The organism is Heliomicrobium sulfidophilum (assembly GCF_057715735.1).
In genome coordinates this window covers 103,448-109,597 of sequence record NZ_JBVTZZ010000002.1, presented here as the reverse complement: position 1 = coordinate 109,597, position 6,150 = coordinate 103,448, and the positions used below count along the sequence as shown (strand labels likewise).

Below are 6,150 nucleotides of genomic sequence, written 5' to 3'. Positions count from 1 at the left end.
CCTCTGAGCGGGATGATCGTCGGCAACGCCATGGTCGCCTCGGGATTGACCATCAACCGGTTGCAGGCGGAACTCTCCAGCCAAAAGGCGCAAGTACTGGCCGCCCTCTCTTTGGGGGCCACCTCCCGCCAGGCGGCGGCTCGGGCGATCAAGGCGGCCGTGAAAGCCGGGATGAGCCCCACCATCGACAGCATGAAGACGGTCGGCCTCGTTCAACTGCCGGGGATGATGACCGGCCAGATCATCGCCGGCGCGAGCCCCGTCGAGGCCGTCAAATATCAGATCCTGATCCACCTCGTCCTGACGGGGGCGACGGCTGTCGCCAGCATGGCAGTTGGCCTCTCCTGCTACCGGCCCTTTTTCACGGCGGAGCACCAGTTGTCGCGCCATTATCCAGGGGCTGTACAGTGAAGGTGCAGTGACGGCATGGGGATGACGCGGTGATAACTCGGTAAGCGCGGTGACGGCTTCAAAGCGGCGGATAGCGGAATGGAATGTTGTTCGAAGTGTTGCCCTGTCCAGCCCAATCATTGATGATCAGTGGCAATGATGCAGATACTACCGTCATGACACATTCTTTGGACTTCACGCTATGAACGACCAAAAAGACCCTCAACCAACAGACGATCTGGAACGCTGGATCCTCGACTTTTATCAGTTGCTAAACCAGCCAGTTCTGGAAAAAGACACCCCGCCAAGCACAGTCCAGCCCAAGGGGTACCTCGATCTGTCACGCGGATCGAGCAACATGGCTCGCCTGTCGACGCAAGGCTGGCAACCGCCCCGTGTTGACCATCAGGAAGCCGCCCTGGAACGACTCCTTGACGCAATGGCCGGCCACCGCTGGTTCCGGGTGCGCTATGGGATCAACGAGTTGTTCAAAAAGTACCTGCGCGATCTGGCTGAACGTGACGCCGTAGCCGACCCGGAGGCGCACACCCAGCGGTATATGGAGATGGCCGGCCTCATCTTCGAATACGGCCACTCGACCAACTTTCCCTTTTCGGAGAGCCTCTGGACCTACCTGAGTGCCTGTCTCGAATCGGTGGGCCTCGCCCTGGCCGACCAGCAACTCTGGCAAGCGTTGAAGGTGGTTATCGAAGAAACAGCCGCCATGGGCCGGCAGGCTGCCCGCAGCGGCTTGCAGACGGCGCCACTGCAACACTTTTTACGCCGACTTGAAGACAGTTGCCATTGTAGAGGAGAAGGCGGGCGTGAAATCGCCCGCCTTGCCCGCAACCTCCGGTTCAACCTGGAGGTATAGCTCTCTTGCTTTTCTCTTCCATTTTAATCAAAGGGGACTTGTCAGTCTTTGTCTTCCTTGACGACCAGCACCGGACACTTGGCCAGGTGAAAGACACGGTCGCTGACGCTGCCTGCAAGGAAGCTACGAAACTCGCCCATGCCGCGTGATCCCATGATGATCAGGTCGGTCCCCTTTTGTTCGGCCGTATCGACGATGACAAAGGCGGGATGTCCCATGGCGGCCTCGGTCTGGCAGGTCAATCCTTCGGCTTCGAAAACAGACTTCGTGTCCGTCAGAACCTTCTCTGCCACCTCATTCAACTTTTCTCGCATGATGGTCGGATCAAAGAAGACAGCCCCATCGGAGCCAAGAAAGTACTGGTGGGACAGGTCAAAGACGTAAAGGACCGTTGTCTCGATCTGCGGGTCAAGCTTCATCAGGTGACAGGTGTAGCGGGCCGCTTTCAAGGCGTGTTCTGAGCCGTCAGTGGCCAAAAGAATTTTCTTAAACATACGCAAACCCCTCCCCCTCTTTTCACCTCATTTTCCTGCCATTGCCTTAATTATTCTACAAAGAGTAGTAAATTCCTGCTCCTTAGGATTTCAATCACAAATGAATTCATAATATTCTTTCCACTTGCAGTTCGTCTCACTTTTCGACGGGGATAGCTCCTTCTTTGCCTGATGCCCCTGTGGTAGTTGGCAAAACTGCAAAAAAAGCATTGCAACCTGTAATTATACAGGATCACAATGCTTTCTCGCTCCTTCAAAACTGGACAGAGGATTGTATTTGCGCAAAAGGTCAAGTCCTCGACCGATTCGTACCCGTCGACTGAACGCCTCGCGGCGCGTACATCTCGAGGCGGAATCTTATAATATCACGTTTCATTCGGCTTTTCAACTGGTATTTTTAAGCATTTATTTGTTGTCGCTTAAAATCCTTTTGAAAGTCATCTCAGACAACCAGACGATATCAATGAAGCAAATCATCGAGCCTGATAATCACGGAGGATTCCGAATCAAACGCCCCATCGCAGACAGGAACCGTATCTTATCATGGATTCACTGCAATGGCAAGTGGGAATGTTTGGTGCGAAAGGAGGGACTCGAACCCTCACGGTTGCCCACACGCCCCTCAAACGTGCGCGTCTGCCAGTTCCGCCACTTTCGCATGTAGAATGGAGCGGAAGACGAGATTCGAACTCGCGACCCTCGCCTTGGCAAGGCGATGCTCTACCGCTGAGCTACTTCCGCATTGGTGCGGTCGAGAGGACTTGAACCTCCACAGCCTTGCGACCACTAGAACCTGAATCTAGCGCGTCTGCCAATTCCGCCACGACCGCCTGTTGAGTTTACTATGAGAGTTCCATGGTCGGAGCGACACGATTTGAACGTGCGGCCTCTACCACCCCAAGGTAGCGCTCTACCAAACTGAGCTACGCCCCGAAAACATTTGGTTGCGGGGACAGGACTTGAACCTGTCTATGTAATGGTGGAAATGGTGGAGGGAGAAGGATTCGAACCTTCGAAGGCAGAGCCGGCAGATTTACAGTCTGCTCCCTTTGGCCACTCGGGAATCCCTCCGTGATATGGTGCCTCGGGGCGGAATCGAACCACCGACACGAGGATTTTCAGTCCTCTGCTCTACCAACTGAGCTACCGAGGCAAATGGTGGGCGATAACGGAATCGAACCGCTGACCTCTTGCATGTCAAGCAAGCGCTCTAACCATCTGAGCTAATCGCCCGCAACGGAATTGTATCTTACCAGTAAGACAAAAGAATGTCAATGTAATTTCTATCCATCTGAACCCATGATTTCTTTTTGCGTCTTTTTGCTTAAGCCGTTAAAGATCAGTTCGTAGGACTTATCCAACATGTCCTTGACCACGTCGTCCGGAACGTCTCCACCCAAATCGAGCGAATTCCAATGGGTTTTGTTCATGTAGTATCCGGGGACAATGTCTTTATATTGCCGTCTCAAAAAATCGCCGTACATCGGATCGAGCTTCACCGTTATGATCGGCTTATTCTCCTTGTTGCATCCCTGGAGGGCGAACATCTTTCCTCGAATCATGTAGCGTGTGGCGTTCCACTCGACCTGAAAGTCTTTCTCCGCGCCTTTTTTGCTTAGACAGTATTGATCGAGCCAACTGTACTTCACTCACATCACCTACAAATGCATTATAGCCTGATGACCTGATTTTCTCTTACGAAAACAGTAAAGATTGGCTTTCCCATTCGATGCCAAGTGTTCCCCACGAAATAACCATTGAATCTACATGGAGAGTAATATGGAAGATGAAAATGTTGTAAATCCCAAACCGTTTGAATATGCCCTATCACTTATCGGTGGGAAATGGAAGCTGCATATTTTATTTCGGCTTTGGAAAAGAGAAATTATGTTCTTAACATCTTCAGCGATTTTCTTAACAAAAATAATGTATAACATAATAAGCCAATATGCTACTAAAATTATGATAGATAGTATATCCGTAAGCGTCAAATCCGCCCCACATAGAAACGGGTTACAATTCGTGCAATAATCATCCCCACAAACCGAAATGGGGATGATTTTTTTATGACGAGAGGAGAACTTCGCAAAGAGTGGGCCACACAGGTCGCCGCGTATCGGGCAAGCCGGCCAGAGTCTCCCCAAGTGGTGTGCGGCCCACGATGTCAAGCCGTATCAGCTACGGTACTGGCTCAAGCAACAAACAGCAGAGCAACCCAAAGTGAAACCATCGCCCTGGCTGTCCGTGGAAGTGGCAGAAGCTTCGGAAGAGCTCGCGCCCGAAAGCAACGTGTCCATAAAAATAGGAAGCGCCACCATTGAGGTTCGGCCCGGTTTCGACCCGGCGCTGCTCACCCAAGTGGTACGGACATTGGTAGGACTATGCTAGACGAGGCGTCGATCGAGCACGTGTACATCGCCAGCGGAAGCACCGATATGCGCAAATCGATTGACGGGTTGGCCGTGCTCGTCAAGGAATGCTTCCAACTCGATCCCTTCTCCCCCTGTCTGTTCGTGTTCTGCAATAAACAGCGAGATAAACTGAAAATCCTCCAGTGGGATCACAACGGCTTCTGGCTCCATTATCGCCGACTGGAGCGAGGTAAGTTTAAGTGGCCCGATGAGAGCCAGGCGCCGTCGATCAAGATCAGCCGTCGACAGTTGCGCTGGCTGCTCGACGGCCTGACGTTGAAACAGCCGCAGGCGCACGCCCCTGTAACGGCCCGCACTGTTCTATAAAAATAACTTTATATTCGGATTTTCTACATTTGGATAGGACTCTTTCAAAATTCGTCGAAAACATTATACATGAAAAAAGCAACAAACACGCCAGACAATCCGACAACAGAACAACCGCTTGCGGTGCTGCAACAGCGCTGCGATCAACTGGAGCAACAGAACGCCGAATTGCAAGCGAAGCTGAAATGGTTTGAGGAGCAGTTTCGCCTGAGCAAGCATCGGCAGTTCGGCGCTTCCAGCGAGCGCACGAAAGATCCCGACCAGTTGGAACTCTTCAACGAAGCGGAAAAAGAAGCGTTGGCCGTCCTCGCCGAGCCGACGCTGGAGACCGTTACATACAAGCGCCGTAAACAAAAGGGCCAGCGTGAGGCCAAATTGGAAAACCTGCCGGAGGAGATCATCGAGTACCATCTCCGCGAAGAAGGGCAGGTTTGTTCCTGTTGCGGCGGCCCTCTGCACGAGATGAGCACCGAGGTGCGGCAAGAACTGCAGATCATCCCGGCCCAAGTGAAGGTTGTCAAGCACGTGCGGCACGTCTACGCCTGCCGTCGTTGCGAGCGCGAAGCGACCCAGACCCCCATCGTCACGGCTCCAATGCCGAACCCGGTGCTGAAGGGGAGCTTGGTGTCGCCTTCACTCATGGCGTACATCATGAGTCAAAAATATGTGGAGAGCATGCCGCTGTACCGTCAGGAACAGCAGCTTGAACGCCTCGGCGTGGCCCTGTCGCGCCAGACCCTGGCGAACTGGATGCTTCATGGGGCCAACCACTGGCTGCGCCACCTCTACGAGCGCATGCATCAGATTCTTGTGGCGCAACCCATCCTTCACGCTGATGAGACGCCTTTGCAGGTGCTTCAGGAACCGGGGCGGGCGGCCGAGACGAACTCGTACATATGGCTATACCGCACCAGCCGGGAGGGCGAGCCAATTGTCCTCTACGACTACCAGCAGACCCGGGCGGGCGAACATCCCCGCACGTTTTTATCCGGTTTCAAGGGCTATCTGCATGTAGACGGCTACGCAGGCTACCATGGGATGCCGGATGTGACCTTGGTGGGGTGCTGGGCCCATTATCCAAGAAATATGATTATCCGTATCTTGCCGACAGGAAACCAGTGATGGTTATCATCATTTGCTTTCGCTTCCGTATCAGTAAGAAACTCAAAATCATATTCAAAGTCCTCATCTTCCGGCTTTGAAAGTAGATTCAAATATAATTTTTTCTTTGGGTATGCCTGAGGATTGTCCCAGCGTTTATATGGCAACTTATCAGCATATGTCCCTTTCAAGGAGATATATAGTGATGTTAGCCGTTGTTGGCCATCCAGCACTGCCATAACATCGTCGCTGCCGCTAATATTTGCTTTTGGGTTGTGACGATTATCCTTTTTGTGATAATCCCGCAGAAATTCATAGAACTTGAAGTCAGATGCCTTCTCTTTCGGGACCTTCCAAAATAAAAATGCGTTGATAGGATAATCACGCATAAGACTGTCAAATAATTTTTTGATTTGCTCTTGACTCCATACAAATTCCCTTTGTATGGACGGCAAAAGATATTTTTTTGCATGAATGTCTGTTATAACCTCATTGATAGTTAGCGGCGTTTGAAACGACATAAACGACATAACGAAATCCTCCATTATCAATT

General features: G+C 51.9%; 7 protein-coding genes, 7 tRNA genes and 1 pseudogene. 5 read left to right on the top strand and 10 right to left on the bottom strand.

Features of this window, described 5'->3' with window-relative positions; translation table 11 throughout:
- Together AC0CW1_RS01100 and AC0CW1_RS01095 are read left to right on the top strand one after the other, a co-directional pair.
- Nucleotides 1-411, top strand: a 411-nt coding sequence (locus AC0CW1_RS01100; RefSeq protein WP_488181297.1) for an ABC transporter permease, incomplete at its 5' end; no start/stop codon positions are given.
- Nucleotides 412-592: 181 nt separating this feature from the next.
- On the top strand, nt 593-1,264 hold the full coding sequence (locus tag AC0CW1_RS01095) for a hypothetical protein (RefSeq protein ID WP_488181296.1): 672 nt from the start codon (nt 593-595) through the stop codon (nt 1,262-1,264).
- 41 nt (nt 1,265-1,305) lie between these two features.
- Here the strand turns inward: AC0CW1_RS01095 and AC0CW1_RS01090 are convergent, their stop codons facing one another.
- From AC0CW1_RS01090 to AC0CW1_RS01050, 9 genes are all read right to left on the bottom strand, one after another.
- The gene (locus AC0CW1_RS01090) at nt 1,306-1,758 is read right to left on the bottom strand and encodes a universal stress protein (protein WP_488181295.1); all 453 of its coding nucleotides are present in this window, start codon (nt 1,756-1,758) and stop codon (nt 1,306-1,308) included.
- A 575-nt stretch (nt 1,759-2,333) separates the two neighbouring features.
- Nucleotides 2,334-2,416, bottom strand: a tRNA-Leu gene (locus AC0CW1_RS01085).
- 8 nt (nt 2,417-2,424) lie between these two features.
- A tRNA-Gly gene (locus AC0CW1_RS01080) sits at nt 2,425-2,499 on the bottom strand.
- 2 nt (nt 2,500-2,501) lie between these two features.
- Nucleotides 2,502-2,588, bottom strand: a tRNA-Leu gene (locus tag AC0CW1_RS01075).
- 26 nt (nt 2,589-2,614) lie between these two features.
- A tRNA-Pro gene (locus tag AC0CW1_RS01070) sits at nt 2,615-2,691 on the bottom strand.
- 53 nt (nt 2,692-2,744) lie between these two features.
- A tRNA-Tyr gene (locus AC0CW1_RS01065) sits at nt 2,745-2,829 on the bottom strand.
- Nucleotides 2,830-2,835: 6 nt separating this feature from the next.
- Nucleotides 2,836-2,911: transfer RNA gene (locus AC0CW1_RS01060), tRNA-Phe, on the bottom strand.
- Between the two features lie 3 nt (nt 2,912-2,914).
- Nucleotides 2,915-2,991 (bottom strand) — tRNA-Val (locus AC0CW1_RS01055).
- Nucleotides 2,992-3,041: 50 nt separating this feature from the next.
- Nucleotides 3,042-3,407, bottom strand: a complete 366-nt coding sequence (locus AC0CW1_RS01050; RefSeq protein WP_488181294.1) for an MmcQ/YjbR family DNA-binding protein — start codon at nt 3,405-3,407, stop codon at nt 3,042-3,044.
- A 466-nt stretch (nt 3,408-3,873) separates the two neighbouring features.
- On the opposite strand from AC0CW1_RS01050, the gene tnpA reads away from it, so the two are divergent.
- The 3 genes and pseudogenes from tnpA to tnpC form a co-directional block, all read left to right on the top strand.
- Nucleotides 3,874-4,146, top strand: a complete 273-nt coding sequence (gene tnpA, locus AC0CW1_RS01045; RefSeq protein ID WP_488181301.1) for an IS66 family insertion sequence element accessory protein TnpA — start codon at nt 3,874-3,876, stop codon at nt 4,144-4,146.
- Nucleotides 4,140-4,496 (top strand): IS66 family insertion sequence element accessory protein TnpB, encoded by a 357-nt coding sequence (gene tnpB / locus AC0CW1_RS01040; protein ID WP_488181293.1) that lies wholly within the window; start codon nt 4,140-4,142, stop codon nt 4,494-4,496. Before tnpA ends, tnpB begins: the two co-directional genes overlap by 7 nt.
- A gap of 69 nt (nt 4,497-4,565) precedes the next feature.
- Nucleotides 4,566-5,615, top strand: a pseudogene (gene tnpC, locus AC0CW1_RS01035) (IS66 family transposase); the annotation flags it as partial.
- Here tnpC and AC0CW1_RS01030 read toward each other — a convergent pair.
- The gene (locus tag AC0CW1_RS01030; protein WP_488181300.1) at nt 5,570-6,118 is read right to left on the bottom strand and encodes a DUF262 domain-containing protein; all 549 of its coding nucleotides are present in this window, start codon (nt 6,116-6,118) and stop codon (nt 5,570-5,572) included. The pseudogene tnpC and the gene AC0CW1_RS01030 overlap by 46 nt on opposite strands.
- Nucleotides 6,119-6,150 lie beyond the last annotated feature (32 nt).